Annotated in this window: 14 protein-coding genes; 3 read left to right on the top strand and 11 right to left on the bottom strand. The window is 71.2% G+C overall.

What is annotated here, in order from left to right; translation table 11 throughout:
• Window positions 1–23: 23 nt before the first annotated feature.
• The 7 genes from DEI89_RS15585 to infC form a co-directional block, all read right to left on the bottom strand.
• Entirely contained in the window at window positions 24–1,121 is a 1,098-nt protein-coding gene (locus DEI89_RS15585) for an N-acetyl-gamma-glutamyl-phosphate reductase (RefSeq protein ID WP_110904978.1), read from the bottom strand.
• 73 nt (window positions 1,122–1,194) lie between these two features.
• Complete coding sequence (pheT, locus tag DEI89_RS15580; RefSeq protein WP_110904977.1) at window positions 1,195–3,687, bottom strand: phenylalanine--tRNA ligase subunit beta; 2,493 nt, start codon at window positions 3,685–3,687, stop codon at window positions 1,195–1,197.
• Window positions 3,687–4,727 carry a phenylalanine--tRNA ligase subunit alpha gene (pheS, locus tag DEI89_RS15575; RefSeq protein WP_110904976.1) on the bottom strand — a complete coding sequence of 347 codons (1,041 nt, stop codon included), beginning with the start codon at window positions 4,725–4,727 and terminating at the stop codon, window positions 3,687–3,689. The genes pheT and pheS overlap by 1 nt, the downstream gene beginning before the upstream one ends.
• A 67-nt stretch (window positions 4,728–4,794) precedes the next feature.
• Window positions 4,795–5,652 (bottom strand): RNA methyltransferase, encoded by an 858-nt coding sequence (locus DEI89_RS15570; protein WP_110904975.1) that lies wholly within the window; start codon window positions 5,650–5,652, stop codon window positions 4,795–4,797.
• Window positions 5,653–5,771: 119 nt separating this feature from the next.
• Window positions 5,772–6,155 (bottom strand): 50S ribosomal protein L20, encoded by a 384-nt coding sequence (gene rplT / locus DEI89_RS15565; RefSeq protein WP_110824044.1) that lies wholly within the window; start codon window positions 6,153–6,155, stop codon window positions 5,772–5,774.
• A 29-nt stretch (window positions 6,156–6,184) separates the two neighbouring features.
• Entirely contained in the window at window positions 6,185–6,379 is a 195-nt protein-coding gene (gene rpmI, locus DEI89_RS15560) for a 50S ribosomal protein L35 (protein ID WP_110904974.1), read from the bottom strand.
• 62 nt (window positions 6,380–6,441) lie between these two features.
• Window positions 6,442–7,116, bottom strand: a complete 675-nt coding sequence (gene infC, locus DEI89_RS15555; RefSeq protein WP_110904973.1) for a translation initiation factor IF-3 — start codon at window positions 7,114–7,116, stop codon at window positions 6,442–6,444.
• Window positions 7,117–7,433: 317 nt separating this feature from the next.
• Here infC and DEI89_RS15550 point away from each other — a divergent pair, with 317 nt between their 5' ends.
• Window positions 7,434–7,799 (top strand): DUF1844 domain-containing protein, encoded by a 366-nt coding sequence (locus DEI89_RS15550; RefSeq protein WP_110904972.1) that lies wholly within the window; start codon window positions 7,434–7,436, stop codon window positions 7,797–7,799.
• Between the two features lie 89 nt (window positions 7,800–7,888).
• Here the strand turns inward: DEI89_RS15550 and DEI89_RS15545 are convergent, their stop codons facing one another.
• The gene (locus DEI89_RS15545; RefSeq protein ID WP_110904971.1) at window positions 7,889–9,208 is read right to left on the bottom strand and encodes a phosphotransferase; all 1,320 of its coding nucleotides are present in this window, start codon (window positions 9,206–9,208) and stop codon (window positions 7,889–7,891) included.
• A 154-nt stretch (window positions 9,209–9,362) separates the two neighbouring features.
• On the opposite strand from DEI89_RS15545, the gene DEI89_RS15540 reads away from it, so the two are divergent.
• Window positions 9,363–10,820 carry a CHAD domain-containing protein gene (locus DEI89_RS15540; RefSeq protein WP_146236828.1) on the top strand — a complete coding sequence of 486 codons (1,458 nt, stop codon included), beginning with the start codon at window positions 9,363–9,365 and terminating at the stop codon, window positions 10,818–10,820.
• Here the strand turns inward: DEI89_RS15540 and DEI89_RS15535 are convergent, their stop codons facing one another.
• The 3 genes from DEI89_RS15535 to DEI89_RS15525 are packed head-to-tail and all read right to left on the bottom strand — an operon-like array spanning window position 10,821 to window position 15,612.
• Window positions 10,821–12,029, bottom strand: coding sequence for a right-handed parallel beta-helix repeat-containing protein (locus tag DEI89_RS15535; protein ID WP_110904969.1), 1,209 nt, complete (start codon window positions 12,027–12,029; stop codon window positions 10,821–10,823).
• 5 nt (window positions 12,030–12,034) lie between these two features.
• Window positions 12,035–14,068 carry a right-handed parallel beta-helix repeat-containing protein gene (locus DEI89_RS15530; RefSeq protein WP_110904968.1) on the bottom strand — a complete coding sequence of 678 codons (2,034 nt, stop codon included), beginning with the start codon at window positions 14,066–14,068 and terminating at the stop codon, window positions 12,035–12,037.
• The gene (locus DEI89_RS15525) at window positions 14,065–15,612 is read right to left on the bottom strand and encodes a glycosyltransferase (RefSeq protein ID WP_110904967.1); all 1,548 of its coding nucleotides are present in this window, start codon (window positions 15,610–15,612) and stop codon (window positions 14,065–14,067) included. The genes DEI89_RS15530 and DEI89_RS15525 overlap by 4 nt, the downstream gene beginning before the upstream one ends.
• Before the next feature lie 313 nt (window positions 15,613–15,925).
• Here DEI89_RS15525 and DEI89_RS15520 point away from each other — a divergent pair, with 313 nt between their 5' ends.
• Window positions 15,926–17,818: a glycoside hydrolase family 2 protein gene (locus tag DEI89_RS15520; RefSeq protein WP_110904966.1), complete on the top strand. Its 1,893-nt coding sequence runs from the start codon at window positions 15,926–15,928 to the stop codon at window positions 17,816–17,818.
• Window positions 17,819–17,850 lie beyond the last annotated feature (32 nt).

Genomic DNA, 17,850 nt, shown 5'->3' with positions numbered 1-17,850 from the left:
GCCCGATGCATCGGTGATGTCGGTCACGGGGCGACTCCGTCCACGCTGAGGCCGAGCGTCTCGGGGAACCCGAGCGCGATGTTCGCGGACTGCACGGCTGCGCCGCCGGTCCCCTTGGCGAGGTTGTCGAGCGCGGTGACGGCGACGACCCGACCGGCCGCTTCGTCGACCGCGATGCCGACCAGGGCGGTGTTGGCACCGATCGTGTCCGCCACCCGCGGGAAGACGCCCTCGGGCAGCAGGTGCACGAACGGTTCGTCCGCGTAGGCCTGCTCCCAGGCGAAGCGGACGTCGTGCGCGGTGACACCGGGTGCCAGGCGCGCGGTCGTCGTGGCGAGGATCCCACGGGCCATCGGCACGAGCACGGGGGTGAACGAGATGCGCACGTCCGAGGCCCCTGCCACCCGGAGGTTCTGCTGGATCTCCGGGACGTGCCGGTGACTGCCGCCGACCGCGTACGCGCTGGCCGAGCCCATGATCTCGGCGGCGAGGTACGTCGGCTCGAGCTTCTTGCCGGCACCGCTCGGGCCGACGCTGAGCACGGCGACGATGTCGTCGGACTCGACGAGCCCGGCCTGGACACCGGGCTGGATGCCGAGCGTCACCGCGGTGACGTTGCAGCCGGGGACGGCGATCCGCTTGGTCGCGGCCAACTCGGTCCGCTGCCGGCCCTGGGCGACGATGTCGTCGACGTCGCGCCACTCCTCCGCGGCACCCGGGGCGGGCGGAGCGTGCAGCAGTTCGGGCAGGCCGTAGGTCCATGCGCCGTGGAAGTCGCCACCGTAGAAGGCCGCCCAGGCGCTCTCGTCCGTCAGGCGGTGGTCTGCGCCGCAGTCCACCACGAGGGTGTCCGCGTCGAGTTCGGCGGTGATCGCGCCGGACTGGCCGTGCGGCAGTGCGAGGAACACCACGTCGTGACCGCGGAGGTTCTCGGCCGTCGTCTCCACCAGGGTGAGGTGCGCGAGCGACCGGAGGTGCGGCTGCGTCGCGATGAGCGGCTGTCCGGCGTTCGAGAACGCCGTCACCGTCCTGACGTCGAACTCGGGGTGAGCGGAGAGGATGCGCAACAACTCGCCACCCGCGTAGCCGCTGGCTCCCGCCACGGCGACGGATACGGACATGGGTTCCACCTTTGGTCGGACTGTTCGTCGAGAGAGTCGGAGGCGGCGACCCCGGGCGGTGATCCGTCGTGGATCAGTCGCGCAGGGTCGCCCCGAATCGCTCGCCGGCACGTCGGACAGCGCCGTCACGGGCCTCGGAGGCCTCGGCAGCGGTCAGCGTGCGGTCCGTGGCACGGAAGCGCAGGGCGAACGTCAGGGACTTCTGTCCCTCGTTCACGCCGGCACCGCGGTAGTCATCCACGAGCCGAGCATACTCCAACAGGTCTCCGGCACCAGCGCGCACCTCGGTCAGGACGTCACCGGCGGGCACCGACACGTCCACCACCAGGGACAGGTCCTGCGTCGCTGCGGGGTAGGACACGATCGCCGAGACGTGCACGAGTTCCGGGGCAACGGCGACCAGGGCGTCGAGGTCGAGCTCGACGACGGCCACCACCCGGGGCAGATCGGCGTCTGCCGTCCGTTCCGGCAGCAGCTCGCCCGCCACACCGACGACCGTGTCACCGACGAGCAGTGATGCCGCGCGTCCGGGGTGCAGCGCCGGGTGGCTCGTCTGCGTGATGGTCAGCTCGACACCGACGGCCCAGGCCACCGTGCGCGCGACGTCGAGGGCGTCGGCGATGCCGAACGTCTCGACCGCGGCACCGGGCTGCTTGAGCACGGCGTTGCCGAGGAGCAGCGCGGTGACGTGGAACGGCTGCGGCGGCAGCGACGCGTCGAGGGCGGCGAGGGTCTCGGGCACCGGGCGCTCGGCGCCGGCGGGGACGTCGGTCGTCCCGAGCTCGACGCCGGGCTCGGGCAGGAACACCCGGGACGTCTCGTACACGGCGACGTCGACCAGTCCGCGGGACACGTTCCGCCGTGCCACGTCGACGAGGGCGGGCAGACCGCTCCGACGCAGGTGGTCCTGCGCACTGTCGAGTGCGTTCGCCAGGACGACGCTCGGCCCGCCGGTGGGGTCGATGCCCGGGTACGCGGCAGCGGTGGCGGCGGAGACGAACGGTGCCGTGACGACCTCGGTCAGACCGGCGGCGGCCAGAGCAGCCGAGACACGGCGACGCGCCTGCTGGTGCCGCGTGAGCCCACGACCCGGCGGCGCGATCGGCAGGACGCTCGGGATGCGGTCGTACCCGACGATGCGGGCGATCTCCTCGACCAGGGAGACGTCGTCCACCAGGTCGGGGCGCCAACTCGGCGGGGTGACGACGAGCAGGTCACCGTCGACGTCGACCGACGCGCCGATCGCACGGAGGGTGTCGAGCACCTCGGCGTCAGTGTAGTCCACGCCGATCAGTGCAGCGGCTCGACCGAGACGCATGGTGACGGTGGGGCGAGGCGACTCGTCGACGAGGGTCGATCCGAGCGCGTCCGGTGCGCCGCCGGCGAGGTCGACGAGCAGTTCGACGGCCCGGTTCGCCGCGGCCTCGGCGACGAGCGGGTCGACGCCACGCTCGAACCGGCGCGATGCCTCACTCGGCAGCTTGTGGCGCCGCGCGGTCCGGGCGATCGACACCTGGTCGAAGCCGGCGGCCTCGATCAGGACGTCCGTCGTCGACGCGGTGATCTCCGTCCGGGCGCCGCCCATGACACCCGCGAGGCCGACGGCCCCGGCGTCGTCGGCGATGACCAGGTCCTCGGCGTCCAGCTCGCGCTCCACGTCGTCGAGCGTGGTGAGCCGTTCCCCGGCGGTGGCCCGGCGGACGGCGAGCCCGCCCTGGACGGTACTGAGGTCGTACCCGTGCAGCGGCTGGCCGAGCTCGAACATCACGTAGTTGGTGATGTCGACGGGCAACGAGATCGAGCGGACGCCGGCGAGCGACAGACGGGCGACCATCCAGGCGGGGGTGGGGCGGCTGGCGTCGATGCCGCGGACGACCCGCGTCACGAAGGTGCTGGCCCCGATGCGGCCGCGGATCGGTGCGGCGTCGTCGATCGTCACCGCGAAGCCCTCGCCGGTGCGCGGTAGGACGCGGTCGACCGGGTCCGAGAAGGTCGCCCCGGTGGCGTGCGCGTACTCACGAGCGACCCCGCGCATGCTCATGGCGTAGCCGCGGTCCGGCGTCACGTTGATCTCGACGGCGGCGTCGTCCAGGCCGAGCAGCGCGATGGCGTCCGCCCCGACCTCGGGCTCCATGCCGAGGTCGGCGAACCGGAGGATGCCGTCGTGCTCGTCGCCGAGTCCGAGTTCACGCGCCGACGCGATCATGCCGTCCGACACGTGGCCGTAGGTCTTGCGTGCGGCGATCGGGAACGGCCCGGGCAGCACGGCGCCGGGCAGGGTCACGACGACGAGGTCGCCGACGTCGAAGTTGTGGGCACCGCAGACGATGCCGCGGGGTTCGGCTTCGCCGACGTCCACCTGGCACCAGTTGATCGTCTTGCCGTTCTTCTGCGGCTCCGGGACACGCTCGAGCACCCGACCGACCACGACGGGTCCGGTCAGGTCGAAGGTGTGCACGGCTTCCTCTTCGAACCCGACCGACACCAGTGCGGCGTGGACGTGCTCGAGTGAGACGTCGTCGGGCAGGTCGACGGACTCGCCGAGCCAGCGGAGTGGGACGCGCATCAGACCACCGTTCCGAACTGCTGCGAGAAGCGGAGATCGCCCTCGAGGAAGTCACGCATGTCGTTCAGGCCGTTGCGGAACTGCAGCGTCCGCTCGATGCCCATGCCGAAGGCGAAGCCCTGGTACTCGTCCGGGTCGATGCCGGCGGCCCGCAGGACGTTCGGGTTGACCATGCCGCAGCCACCCCACTCGACCCACCGCGCGCCGCCCTTGGCGTTCGGCTGCCAGACGTCCATCTCGGCGCTCGGCTCGGTGAACGGGAAGTAGTTCGGACGCAGTCGGATCTGGGCTTCGTCACCGAACACCTGACGGGCGAAGTGCTCGAGCGTGCCGCGGAGGTGCGCCATCGTCAGGCCCTTGTCGATCGCGATGCCCTCGACCTGGGTGAAGACCGGCAGGTGCGTGGCGTCGAGTTCGTCGGCGCGGTACACGCGGCCCGGGGCGATGACGTAGAGGGGCAGGTCACGGGACAACAATGACCGCACCTGGACCGGTGAGGTGTGCGTGCGCATCAGCAGGTGCCGGTCGACGGGCTCGACGAACACCGTGTCCGCCATGGCCCGTGCCGGGTGGTCCTGGTCGAAGTTGAGGGCGTCGAAGTTGAACCACTCGTGCTCGAGCTCGGGGCCCTCTGCGACCTCCCAGCCCATCCCCACGAAGACGTCGGCGACGGTCTCGTTGAGGACCGACAGCGGGTGCCGCGAACCGGGCGTGTGGCGAGACGGCAGCGCGGTGACGTCCACACGCTCGGCGTCGAGACGTGCACGCTCTTCGGATTCGGCGAGGACCGACTCCTGCGCGGCAATCGCCTGGTTCACCTGGCTCCGGGCCTGACCGACGAGCTTGCCCGCGGCGGCCTTCTGCTCCGGCGGGACGCTGCGCATCGACGCGTTCATCCGGGCGAGCGTCGACTGCTCGCCCGTGTGCTCGGCACGGGCCTGCTTGAGCTCGGCGACGGTCGTCGTGGCGCGGACGGCGGCGAGGGCCGCTTCCACGGCGCCGGCGACCGCCGGTTCGCTGATCTCGAGAGGTTCTGACACGAGAGCCAAGCCTACCGGCCGCTGGGATACCGTCGCCCTCCACCGCCCCACCGTGGACGGAGGCGAGTCAGTCCGTGGCTGTGGAGGAACGGGTCCGCTGCGCGAACGCGCTCTCGTAGAGGCACACCGAGGCAGCGGTCGCGAGGTTCATCGACTCGGCCCGGCCGTAGATCGGGACCTTCACCGCGCGGTCGACCAGCGCCAGGTCCTCGGCCGTCAGCCCGCGGGCCTCGTTGCCGAAGACCCACACCGTGGGCCCGTCCAACATGCCGTCGGCCCGGACGTCCGGCAGGTCATCACCGGAGACGTCGGCCGCGAGGATCGTGTAGCCGAGCCCCCGTGCGCGCTCGATGGCGTCCACCAGGGTCACGCCGACCGAGACCGGCACGTGGAACAGCGACCCGGTGGTGGAGCGGACGACCTTCGGGTTGTACGGGTCGACGCTGCGCCCGGTGAGCACGACGGCGTCCGCACCGGCCGCATCCGCGGCACGGATGATAGTGCCGGCGTTGCCCGGGTCACGGACCTCTTCGAGGATCGCGACCAGTCCGGGGAGGGCGCCCGACGCGTCGGGGTCGGCACGGGCCTCCAGGCGGGCGTCCGGGAAGACGTCCTTCACCGACGTCGGGAACTGCTGGCACACCGCGACCACGCCCTGCGGCGTCACGGTGTCGGCCATCGCGTCGAGCACCTGCTCGGTGACGAACCAGGTGTCGACCGGGGCGTCGTCCAGACCGTGACGCGCCGCCGCGGTCGGCGTGACGTACAGCTCGCGGAGGAGCTCGGGGCGGTACTCGATCGCCTCGCGCACGGCCTGCGGGCCCTCGAGCAGGAACAGCCCGGTCTCGGCACGGACGTCCTTCTTGGCCAGGGCGGCCACGGCCTTCACTCGGCCGGCACGGGGGTTCTCGAGGAGTTCGCTCACGTGCCCAGTCTAGGAACGACCGGATGCCCGGCACGACCGGACCGCAGTCGACCGACGCCGGGAACGACGGAACCCCCACTCCGCAGGGAGTGGGGGTTCCGGTGCACGGGTGACGTGGCTCAGGCTGCCTTCGGCGCCGAGGTGTCGGCCGGCAGGGCCTTCTTGGCGGTCTCGACGAGCGCGGCGAACGTCTCGGCGTTGTTGACCGCGAGGTCCGCGAGGATGCGACGGTCGACCTCGACGCCGGCCAGGTTCAGACCCTGGATGAGGCGGTTGTAGGTCAGGCCGTTCGCACGCGACGCAGCGTTGATGCGCTGGATCCAGAGGCGACGGAACTCGCCCTTCTTCGCGTGACGGTCACGGTACGCGTAGACGAGGGAGTGGGTGACCTGCTCCTTCGCCTTGCGGTAGAGGCGCGACCGCTGGCCGCGGTAGCCCTCTGCGCGCTCGAGGATGACGCGACGCTTCTTGGCGGCGTTGACCGCTCTCTTGACTCTTGCCATTGATCTGTTCCTTTACGATCCGGGTCGACTCAGTGGCCGAGGAGCTTCTTGACGTTCTTCGCGTCGGCCTTCGAGAGGACCTGGTCCTCGTTGAGGCGGGCCTTGCGCTTGGAGGACTTGACCTCGAGGTTGTGGCGCATACCGGCCTGCTGCTTCATGATCTTGCCGCTGCCGGTGACCTTGAAGCGCTTCTTCGACCCGGAGTGGGTCTTCTGCTTGGGCATGTTGATGCCTTTCCGTGGGGTGGATGGGGGCCGCGTCGAGCGCGGAAGCGGTCTGGAAGGACCTATTCGGCCGACGAGTCGGCCGGTGCTGCTGCTGCGGCGGGGGCGGCCGGGGCCTGGTCCGCCGGCTGCGACTTCGCGGAGTGCTCGGTGGCCTTCCGCTCGGCCTTCTCGGCGGCGCGCTTGGCGTTCTGCTCGCCCTTGACGTCCGACTTGTTCTTCAGGGGCGCGATGATCATCGTCATGTTGCGGCCGTCCTGGGTCGGACGGGACTCCACGACGCCGAACTCGGCGATCTCCTCCGCGAACTTCTGGAGGAGTCTGACACCCTGCTCGGGACGCGACTGCTCGCGACCACGGAAGAGGATCATCGCCTTCACCTTGTCGCCACCGAGGAGGAACCCCTCGGCGCGCTTGCGCTTCGTCTCGTAGTCGTGCACGTCGATCTTCAGGCGGAAGCGGACCTCTTTCAGGTCGGTGTTGACCTGGTTGCGGCGGGCTTCCTTGGCCTTCTGAGCGGCTTCGTACTTGAACTTGCCGTAGTCCATGATCTTGGCGACGGGCGGCTTCGAGTTCGGCGCGACCTCGACCAGATCCAGCTCGGCTTCCTGCGCGAGGCGCAGTGCGACGGCGATGGGGACAACGCCGACCTGCTCGCCCTGGGGTCCGACCAGTCGGACCTCGGGGACGCGGATACGGTCGTTGGTACGGGGATCGGTGATGCGGAGCTCCTTCAATCAGGTGGTGGCCGTCCGGGGCGTTTGCCCGGGACGACGGCACGAGAGAGGAGATCTGACGCACGGATCGGGACCCGTTCGGCAGCCGCCCGACGCCGACCCTTGCGGTCCGGCCTGCCGATGCCCACATGGTGGACCCCGGCGGAGCGGTGGTGACCCGGTAGCCTTGGTGCAGCCGCGGGTGGGAGGAACTCCTCTTTCGTGACACTGTCCTGATCCGGGCCGTCCCGGTTCGAACCGGAATGATCCGGGTGCATCCGGAAGGTTCCGGGCGCGCGGACAGCGTCTGCCGTCGGCGAGTCTAGCAGAGGAGCACCGTGACCGACACCCCGAGCAACCCGGCCCCCGCATCCGACGAGTCCGACGAGGCCGCGCGCGACATCGCCGAGGTCCCCGCGATCGAACTGATCAACACCGTGGCCGTCCACCTGCTCAGCGCTGCCGCCGTCAAGGTGGGTCTGGCCGACGACCCGGAGCAGCAGACCGACCTGGACGAAGCGCGGAAGCTCATCACCTCGCTCGCCGGCCTCGTCACCGCCGCGGCCACCGAGATCGGCGACCAGCACGCGCGTCCGCTCCGCGACGGGCTGCGGTCGGTGCAGCTGGCCTTCCGCGAGGCCTCGGCGATCCCGGACGCACCCGGCAAGGGCCCGGGCGAGAAGTACACCGGCCCCGTCAACTAGTCGGGCGGATCGGACGGGAGGCCCGTGGCGGTGTCGCCACGGGCCTCCCGTCCGTCATCCGGTCACGCCACGGACGCGGCCGCTCGCCGTCAACCGTCCGTGCGTGCGACCAACCGGTCGACCGCGGCGATCGGGATGCCGACCCAGGTCGGTCGGTTCCGTGCTTCGTAGACGACTTCGTAGACGGCCTTGTCGAGCTCGAACGCGTCGAGCAGGGCGCGGTGTGCGCGCAGGTCGGACCCGCTGCCTCGCTCGTACCCGTCGAGGAACGCCGTGCGTGCTTCGTGCGCCCAGTCACCCGTCTCCACCGGCTCGTCCTCGTGCGCCAGCGCGCCTGCGACGTAGTCGAAGGACCGGAGCATGCCGGCGACGTCGCGGAGTGCGACGTCCGGCCGCGAGCGTTCCGGCATCGGGCGGAGGGGCTCGCCCTCGAAATCGAGGAAGACCCAGCCCCGGGGTTCTGGGGCCGACAGCACCTGACCGAGGTGCAGGTCTCCGTGGATGCGCTGCATGGTCGGCCACGGCACGGAGGCGGCACGATCGTAGACGCGACCGACGGCGGCGGCGTGCTCGGCGACTTGCGGCACCTCGGCAGCCGCGGTGTCGAGGCGGCGACGCATCGTCGCGATCGCCTCGTCGACCTGGTCCGGCCCGGAGGTCGCCGTGGGCATCGCACCCGCGAGGACCGTGTGCACCTCGGCGAGCGCGGCACCGAGCCGATCGGCCGCGCTGGCGAAGGACTCGCCGTTCCGGGCTGCGGTGAGGGCGACGCGCCACGCGTCCTCCAGCCCGGGCAGGAACTCCTGCGCGAAGGCGAGGTGCCCGTGTGCGGTCCCGCCGACCTGCCCCTCGTCCGGCCATTCCCCCGCCAGGGCGCCGAAGGTGCGCGGGACGCGGACCGACCCGGCGCTCGACAGCGCGCGCTGCGTCGTGACGTCGGGGTTCTCACCGTCGTGCAGGACGCGGAAGACCTTCGTGATGACTTGTCCGTTCTCGGCGGTCCCGCAGATGACGGACGTGTTGGACTGCTCGCCGCTGAGGACGCGGGCGTCCGTGACCGGCCCGATGTGTTCGCCGTCGGCCTCGATCCGGCCGAGCAGCCAGCGCGCGTAGGCGACGTCGTGCGGAGCGTCGTAGACCGCAGCTCCGTCGAGTTCGGTGACCAGGGCGTGGGCGAGTTCGGGGACCGCTGCGGGTCGCACGGTGAGCGGCACCTGGTAGAGGACGGGGCCGGTCGGGGCGTCGTCCAGCACGAAGAGGGTGCGGATCGTCGCGTCGGCGGTGGTGCCGGTCTGTTCGGCGACCACCCGGATCCTGGGGGTCCCGCCCTTGGCGGCGTACCACCGTTGGTCGGCCATCCAGCCGGCGACGGCGGTCTCGAAGGGGTCGGCGTGCACAGCGTCGGTCATGTCGGGGACGCTACCCGTCGCTGCTGCGCCGGTCCGCGGGATCGCGCGGAGGACGGTGTCACCCTCCCTGCACAGGGGCGGTCCGGCCGGGAGGCTGTCCACAGTTCGCGGGGACCGTTTCGGCGCCGGGGCGGTGCGGACGACACTGACTCGCATGCACCAGCGAGACGATCCCCACGACGACGACTTCCCGGCTCCTCGCGTGACCTGGCGGGTCCCGGACGCCCGGCGACTCCCCGCCCTCGAGCCCTACGCGGACGTCGTCGGGCGGGTCCCGGACGTGATGGTGCGTGAGACCGTCTGGGACACGTTCGACGGGGTGCTCGCGGCGGCCGGGGTCGAGCTGGTGCGCGGTGAGGACGGCACGTGGACGGTCGATCGCGGCGAGGGTCCGGAGCGCCTCGCCGACCGGAGCGCGGACGCACCGGTCCCGGAACTGGCGGTGCACCTGCGCGGTCGGCCCCTGACCGCCGTCCGGCTGCGGGACACCACGACGTCGCTCCTGGTCCTGCACAGTCGGGACGGCCGGGTGCGGGCCGAGGTCGCTGACGTCCGGGTCGACGAGGGCTCGCCGGACGAGGCTGTGCTCCGGGCCGGTCGCTGGTGGGCGCTGGCGGACGACGGCAGCGGCCACGCGCTCGTCCGCGGCGTGGAGCGGGCGCTCCGGGACGCGGCCGAGGATGCGGACACCGACGCGGGCGGACCGGACACGGACGGCGGCGGCGTTGCTGCTGCTGCCGACCGCGCTCCGGTACCGCGGCTCGCACCGCTCCGCCGGCCGTCCACGTCGCATCGTCCGCGATCCGGCACGGCCGCCCGGTTCGTCGTCGACGCGCTGGCCACGCTCCGCGCCGACGTGGTCCGGGTCGACCCGCTCGTCCGACGCCGGGAACCCGACGCGGTCCACGCTCTCCGAGGGTCGCTCCGACGGATCCGGAGCGTCCTGGCGGTCTACCGCGGCGCGCTCGACCGCGACGCCAGCGAGTCGGTGCGACGGAGCCTCGGCGCCGTCGGACGTGCAGCCGGGACGGTCCGTGACGCCGAGGTCCTGGCCGCCTCGGTGCAGATGCTCGCGGGCCGTGCGCCGGAGGGGCTCGTCGACGACGCGACGCTCGCCGGACTCGTGGGCCGCCTGGGGTCGGCGCGCGGGGACGCGACGGCGGGGTTCGACGAGGTGCTGTGCTCTGCCGAGTGGTTCGCCGCACTCGACGCACTCGACGCGCTCATCACCGACGCACCACCGGGTCCGCGAGCCGGGGACGCCGTACGACCCTTCGTCGAGCGGCGACTCCACCGGGAGCGTCGTCGCATGCGCCGGGTGCGGGACGCGGCGACACGGTCTGCTGATCTCGAGGTGCTGCACGACGCCCGGAAGGCCGCGCGGCGGCTCCGGTACGCGATCGACGCTGCAGGTGGGTTCGCCGGCGCGCACCGACACCTCGGCCGACTCCGCCGGGCGCAGGCGTCCCTGGGGGACGGACTGGACGCCGCGAACGCCGTTGCGGCCCTGCGGCACGAGGCGGACTTCACTGCCGGGGTCCTCGCGACGGTCGGCCGTCAGCGGGCCGACCGTCGGCTCAGACGTGGGCGTGAGCTGCTCGCCGGTCTCTGATCAGGACGTGCACTTCGTGGTCGAGAACTCGTTCGAGCCGACCACGTCGTTGTCACACGACACCGTGTTGCCGAGCACCGGGCGGAAGGCGAAGGCCACACCGTCGCTGTTGCCGAGGTCCACGGTGTTGCCGGAGAACGTGTTGTCCGTGCCCCAGCCGTCCAGGAGCTCGTGCGTCTGAAACCCGTCGAGGATCGAGTGCACCCCGCGGTTCCCGGTGACGCGCCAGCCGTTGCCCTTCACGTCGACCCAGGAGTCCGCATGGTTCTGCCCCTGCATGCCCGCACCGTCGAAGGAGTTGTCCGACAGCACACCACCGGTCGTCCCCTCCTTGATGTCCACGTTCTCGGCTGCGGTGCCCGTGACCGTGTTCTCCGTGACGACGTTCCGGTCGCTGCGGTCCGGCTTGCAGTCGGACACGTCGCACCAGTTGTTCTTGGACGAGCCGATGTAGATGCCCTCGCCGAACTGCGGCTTCCGCAGTCCGGTCTCGGAGACGTGGTTGCCGCGCACCGTGTTGTCGCTGCTGTTGCCGCGGACGTGCACCGCCTCGTCCCCGGTCTTCCGGACCGTGAGCCCCTGGAGGACCGAGTGCTGCGTGTCGTCGAGCATCACGCCCTTCTGGCCGTTCTGCACCGTGAACCCGGACAGCGTCCAGTAGGCACCACCGTCGAGGTGCATGACGTAGCCGTCGGACGGGTCACCGCCGTCGAGGACCGCGCCGCTCCCGCCACAGAGGGCGATCGGCTGGCTGGCCGTGCCCTTCGCCGTCCCCTCGAAGGTCCCGTCGTAGGTGCCGTCGGCGAGGGCGATGACGTCCCCTGCCTCGGCGTCCTCCAGTGCGGACGTGAGTGCGTCCGCGGTGCTGACCCGGATGGTCGGCGACGTGCATGCGGCGGCGGGGGCGGCTGTGGCCGTCCCCGTGGAGCCCTTCGCCGTGCCGCTGGTGGCGCCGCCGCCCTCGTCGGACTTCCCGCTGTCGGATCCGCCGTCGTCATCCAGCGTGCCGAGCTTCGGGGTGCGGCTGGCACTCGGCGTGCGGCCGGGGTCGGTGGTCGCCGAGGAGGTCGGCACGGGCGCTGCGACCGTCTCGGGGTCACGGACCGCTGCGCTGACGCCCCAGATCCCGCCGATGAGCACGGCTCCGGCCACGAGACCGACGGCGCCGGACACGATCTGGACGCGATGTCGTTCGAACAGGTTCGTCATCCGCGTCACCGGCGCGTCACGGCGAGCGCGGCGTCGACGTCCGCGGCCGGGGCGGCATGGGCTGCGCGCCGGCTGCCGTCCTGGTCCGTGGCCGCCTGGCCCGTGCCTGCCTGGTGCGGTCCGGCCTCTGCCATCGGCGACGAGATCGGCGAGGCGGGCAGGCCCAGCGTGGTCGGGTCGACGACGCCCCGGGTGAAGGAGGACAGGGGAGCGAGTTTGGCGTACGGGTGCTCGCGGGCCTCGCCCCGACGGCCGCGGATGACACCACCGATGGCTGCGGCCAGGACGATGAGCAGCAGGATCAGCCAGAGCACGGTGAGCGGTTGGAAGATGCCGCGCAGCGTCACGAGCAGCGGTTTGGTGGAGTGCCAGCCGGTCGTGGTGTTGCCGTGTTGAACGGCCTGGTCCGAGCGGGCGAGGTCGATCGCACTCGGTCCGCGCCCGGACACCGAGTTGTCGGTCACGGTCGTGCCCTTCGACGGGCCGACGACCGTCACCCCGTGGGTCCGCGCACCGGAGATCTCGTTGCCGTCCACGTCGGCGTCGGAGCCTCGGCTGTAGATCCCGATGTCGGCGCCCGCGATCGTGTTGTCGCTGACTTCGGAGGACCGGACGCCGTCGAGCACCGAGATGCCGTTCTGGGTCGAGCCCTTGATGACGTTGTTGCGCACGGTGGTCTTCACGGCGTCCTGACCGACGACGATGCCCATCCGGTTGCGGTCCATGGTGGAACCGCTCACCTTGACGTTCTCGCCACCGAGCACCTCGACACCGTACCGCCCGTTGTCGGACGCGGTGCTGTCGGTGAGGGAGTTGTTGCCGTAGTCGCCGGTCGGCATGCCGACGGCGTTCGGCCCGTCGGCGAGCGCCCCGCCGTTCAGCGTGATGCCGTTGCGTCCGTTCCGGTTGGCGGTCACCTGGCTGAGCACGATGCCGGTGGAGGCGCGGGTCATCTTGATCCCGTCCACCCCGTTGTCGTGGGAGTCGACCGAGGACAACGTGCTGTTCGTCACGTAGCGGTGCAGCACGAGGCCGTCGATGAGCGAGTTCTCGATCGTGGAGTCCGACATCACGACCCCGTCGGCGCTCGTGAGGAACAGTCCGTACGCGTTGCCGTCGAACTCGGTGTGCTGGATCTTCGCCGAGACGAAGCTGTAGGACCCCGCGGCGGTGCTCTCACCCGGGGTGGTCCCGTCGACGGCACCGGTCGGAAGCAGGGTGGTGCCGAAGACGTCCTTCGTGGTGCGGAGGGTCTTCGCCGCCTGGGTGCCCGACGCCGAGTCGAGCGTGGACAGGTCGGTGCCGGTGAGCGAGACGCCGCCGGTCGTGCCGCTCCAGAAGCCGAGGTCGCGGAAGGACGCGTAGCTCAGGGTCGCCGTTCCGCCCTGGACGCGGACGTAGGCACGACCGTCGGTGGTGTCGGTGTCGACCTTGCCGGCCTGCGGGTCCCACGAGTCGATCGTGACCGGGGCCTTGGCGGAACCGGCGATCTGCAGGGCTCCGGCCTGCGTGACGATCGACACGAAGCCGCGGTCGTCGCTCTCCATGTGGATGTGCAGGCCGTCCGGGCTCGCGAGCTGCAGGGTGGCCCCGTTCTCCACGACGATGTTCTCGCTGAGCAGGTACGAACCGTCGGGCTGTTTGACGAAGGTCGAGGGTGCGAGTTGCTTGAGGTCGTCGACGGTGTACGCGGAGCCGCGGGCGACGAGCACCAGGGTGTACGAACTGCCCGTGGCGAGTCGGTACGGCTTCGTGGTCACGAGGCCGCTCCACCGTGCTGCCGAGGCGAGGGCCCGCACGTTGTAGATGCGTTCGTTCTCGGCGGCGACCAGTTTGGCCTCCTTGTTCGGGCTGCCGGGGTACGCCTCGCCCGTGACGACGGTCGACGCTCCGGCGTCCGCGGTCGACCCGGCGGTCGCGGCCTGCGCCGCGGTGGGGAGGGACAGGGCACCGGCGCCGGCGAGCGTCAGGGCGAGCGCGGAAGCGGTCGCGATGCGGCGACGACGAACGGACGTGGTGCGGGTCGGGTCGGTGCTCATGCTGCTGCCACCTCTCCGGCCTGGAGGCTCGTCGCTGGCTGCGACGCACGCTGCGTCCCCGACGTGGTGGCGGCGGCCGGCTCGGCCGTGTGGGACGCGGCCGCCGCTTCCGTGGTCGGCGCTGCGACGGTGGCCGTTGCCATCGTGGGGGCTGCCATCGTGGCTGCCATCGTCGGGCCTGCCATCGTCGGCGCGCCCACCGCCGGCGCCGCAGTGGCCGCGAAGGCCGGAGCGTGGGTCGGGGTCGGTACGGTCTGCCCCGCCGGACGTGCGCCGGGACCGTCGAGGGTCGCCGCGGTCTGTCCGTCACCGCCCATCTGGTCGGCGTGCCGGGTCAGCCAGCCCTGCTTGTTCATCGTGATGAACGAGAACACCTTGATCGGCAGGGCGATGACGATCACCACGACGGCCAGGATCGGCAGGACGAAGAGGTCGAGCGGGTGACGGCGCAGGTTGGAGAAACCACGGACGGCACGACCGGCGAGCAGCCAGGCGAGGGTGAACCCCGCGCCGATGACGCTGAGCTCCAGTCGGCTGAACAGCAGATACCACATGGTGATGCCCATGGTCACGGGCGTCAGGATGATCTGCAGCACGGTGATCTTCGTGACGAAGGGCACGCGCCAGATCCACCCCTTGGCGATGGCCGTCAGGTACGTCCGGTACGAGTTGCGGCTCCAGCGGATGCGCTGCTTGAAGAACGCCTTGCCGGTGGCCGGGAACATCGAGAGGGCCTTCGCGCTCTCCTGGTGCACGGTCTTGAAGCCCGAGGCGAGGACCAGCCAGGTCAGCCGCCCGTCGTCGCCGGCGACGCAGCGGCGGCCGAGGAAGAACTCGTTCTCGAGGTTGTCGAGCACGGGCAGCACTGCCGAGCGACGGTACGCGGCGGTGCGTCCCGACAGGCAGGGCACGGCACCGGCGGCGCCCATCGCTGGCACGTAGTTGAAGTACCGCAGGTTCACGAGCCAGTCGGCGATGATCCGCCAGATGCTCGAGTTCCGCTGGTAGACGTTCTGCTGCGTCCCGACACCGCCGACGGTGGTGTCCACGAAGGGCATCTGCACGTTCTCGAGCAGTCCCGGCTCCCAGCTGGTGTCGGAGTCGACGAGGACGACGACGTCGTACCGCGCGAGCCGGATGCCCTGGCCGAGGGCGCTGCGCTTGCCGACGTGGTGGAACAGGATCGGTTTCACGGTCGGGTCGCCCACGGCGACGATGCGCTGGTAGGCCTCGGTGTCGGCGACGTCCAGCACGATGATGATCTCGTCGGGGTTCTGCGAACGCCAGGACTCGAGGCAACGGAGCAGGATGTCGGGGTCTTCGTGGTAGCTCGGCACGACGACGGAGGTCGTGGTGCGGAAGCCGTTCACGATCGGCTTCGCCCGCGCCGACAGCACGACGCGGTAGAGCCACAGGGCCCACACGATCACACCGGCGATGCCGACGGGCACGTACTTGAGGGCTTCGTGGCCGAAGGCGACGAGCTGGTCGATGACGACCTGGGTCGATGTCTGGGATGCGGCGAGCGCGGCCAGGGTGTCCATGGGTTCGGGTCCTTCGGACTGGCAGGGTGGATGATCCGGGGCGCTCGGTGGGTGGCCGGGCGCGGACGGTCGGCGAGTGGGTGGCTCACACGGCGGTCGGTACGGCGTCGTGCTGAGGACGCTAGGCGGAGCGCCGACCAGGCGACAAGGGGCTGCGGGGCACTCTTGCGCGTTCGCGCAAGGCGCTGCGGAAGTGCGGGGGGGCGCGCTTTCCGGCCCGGTGCCCTCTGCTGCTCACGGCGGCCAGCGCGCAGATCACGAGGTCCGCTCCACGCCCTGTACAACGCTGTACCGCTTCCGCCAGCATGGGGACATGAACGCGCACCTCGGCAACGACGCCGCCACCGCCCTCCCGCTCGCCAGTCGTCAGGACGGCGAGTACCCGCGCCCCCAGATGATGCGGTCCGCCTGGGCGGACCTCGACGGCACATGGTCCTTCCGCAACACGGGTGACGACCCCGCCTGGCGGAACGGGTTCACGGACGCGCGCGACATCACGGTGCCGTTCCCGCCGGAGTCCGTCGCCTCGGGCATCGACGAGCCGGGCTTCCACCCGGTCGTCTGGTACTCGCGGCAGATCACGGCGGCGGACCTGGCGGCGGCCGGGCACGGTGCCGAGGCGCCCCGTGTGCTGCTGCACTTCGGCGCGGTCGACCACCGCGCTCGGGTCTGGATCGACGGGCAGTTCATGGGCGGGCACGAGGGCGGTCACACTCCTTTCACCCTCGACGTGACCGAGGCGCTCGGCACCGGCACGAGCACCGGCACCGGCACCGGCACCGGCACCGGCACCGGCAGCACCACGCCCCACACCCTCGTGGTCCGCGCCGAGGACGACCCCCACGACCTCACCCAGCCCCGCGGCAAGCAGGACTGGCACGAGCAGGCGCACGACATCTGGTACCGCCGCACGACCGGGATCTGGCAGACCGTCTGGCTCGAGGCCGTCCCGGCCACCGCGATCCGCTCCCTCCGCTGGACGAACGTCGACCACGAGACGATGCGCCTCACCGTCCGGTTGACCGGTGAGCACCCGGTCGGCACGCGCCTCCGGGTCGAAGCCACCTGGACCGAACACGACGAGCACCTCGCCACCGTCGAGACGACCGTCGGTGCGACCGCCCACGAGAGCGAACTCGTCGTGCCGATCGCCCGACAGGCGAACGGTCAGGCGGAGCAGGAGCTGCAGTGGACCCCGGACGCGCCGCACCTGGTCGACGCCGTCGTGACCCTGCTGGCCCCGGAGGGTGACCCGCTCGACGCCGTGAGCTCCTACTTCGGCATCCGGACCACCCGGGTCGGCGGTGGTCGGTTCCTGCTCAACGACCGCAGCATCGACGTCCGGAGCGTGCTCAACCAGGGCTACTGGCCGGACTCGCACCTGACGGCCCCGACACGGCAGGCCCTGCGCCGGGAGGTCGAGCTCATCAAGGAGCTCGGGTTCAACGCCGCCCGGAACCACCAGAAGATCGAGGACCCGCGGTTCCTGTACTGGGCGGACCGTCTCGGGCTGATGGTCTGGGGCGAGGCCCCGGGCGCCTACGCGTTCTCCCCCACCGCGGTACAGCGACTGATGCGGGAGTGGATGGACGCCGTGGAGCGGGACGCCTCGCACCCGTCGATCGTGACCTGGGTCCCAGCGAACGAGAGCTGGGGCGTGCAGCACATCGCGACCGACCCCGCCCAGCAGGCCTACGCCCGTGCCCTGGCGGACGTCACCCGAGCGCTCGACGCGACCCGGCCGGTCATCTCGAACGACGGCTGGGAACACCCGGACTCCGACATCGTCTCGGTGCACGACTACGAAGGCGACGGAGACCGTCTGGCACGCACTTACGCCGACGACGAGGCGCGGACCCGGCTCCTCGCGGGTCTCGGACCGGCCGACCGCCTGGTCCTGGTGGGAGGTGCTGTGGACCGCGGGCAGCCGGTGATGCTGACCGAGTTCGGTGGCGTGAACCACCAGCCGGGTGCGCAGCGCGACGACGCCTGGGGGTACACGACGGCGGCGGACGGGGACGACTGGATCGCTCGCATCACCGCGCTGTACGACGCCGTGCGTGCGAGCTCGTTCCTGGCCGGCAGCTGCTGGACGCAGCTCACCGACACGATGCAGGAGACGAACGGGCTCCTCAACGCGGACCGGACGCCGAAGGAGCCGATCGAGCGGATCCGCCGCGCTGTCCTCGGAACGCCGGAACGCTGACACCGGAGGCGGTACGGCGGCCGTGCCGCGAG

The sequence above is a fragment of the Curtobacterium sp. MCBD17_030 genome, assembly GCF_003224255.1.
Classification (GTDB): domain Bacteria; phylum Actinomycetota; class Actinomycetes; order Actinomycetales; family Microbacteriaceae; genus Curtobacterium.
Note: the sequence above shows the minus strand (reverse complement) of the source record. Positions and strands in the feature narration are given on the sequence as shown.